At 45.2% G+C, this 728-nt stretch carries 1 protein-coding gene; it reads left to right on the top strand.

Annotation, left to right across the window (positions count from 1 at the left end; translation table 11 throughout):
* Nucleotides 1-728: ABC transporter substrate-binding protein (locus R7093_RS25370; RefSeq protein ID WP_318147039.1), on the top strand; the 728-nt coding region annotated here is incomplete at both ends.

The following is a 728-nucleotide window of genomic DNA, read 5'->3' as shown; positions in this document are numbered from 1 at the left end:
TCAAAAAAGGTAAAAGCGTTACCTTTAAGCACGTAGGTGAGAACTGGTGGGGTTATACCAATAAGTACTACGAGAATCGCTATAACGTCGACAAAATTCGTATCACGGTTATCCGCGATAGTGATATTGCGATGAAGCACTTCGAAAAAGGTAAGTTGGACGCATTTGGATTGGTTTTGCCAAGTCTATGGCATGACAAATCCAATACTGCCCCTTATCAAAAGGGTTACATTGAGAAGTTCTGGGGTTACAACCAATATCCAGTTGGTGCTGGTGGCGTGTGGATAAACACGGCCATGCCTCTACTTGATGACTTAAACATTCGCAAAGGGATCACTTACGCGACAGATTTCGACGGCATGATCGAGAATGTTATGCGTGGAGACTATAGCCGTAAACCCAACCCAACGGGCTTTGGGCATGGTAAGTACACGTTACCAGATGTGACAGCGCCAAAGTTTGAACCAGAAAAAGCGGCGGCAGCGTTTGAAGCTGCGGGCTTCGATAAGATTGGTTCCGATGGTATTCGCGTGAATGATAAAGGTCAGCGTTTGAGCTTTGAATTGACGTACTCATCTCCAGTTCATACACCGCGTATTGCTTTCTTGCGTGAACAGGCAAAATTGGCAGGGTTGGACATTGAGCTGAAGCTGATTGATGGTTCATCGATGTTCAAGTATGTGCGTGAGAAAAAACACGAACTTGCTTTCTTTGATATGGGGACTTCG

Source organism: Vibrio sp. 1580, assembly GCF_033340055.1.
Note: the sequence above shows the minus strand (reverse complement) of the source record. Positions and strands in the feature narration are given on the sequence as shown.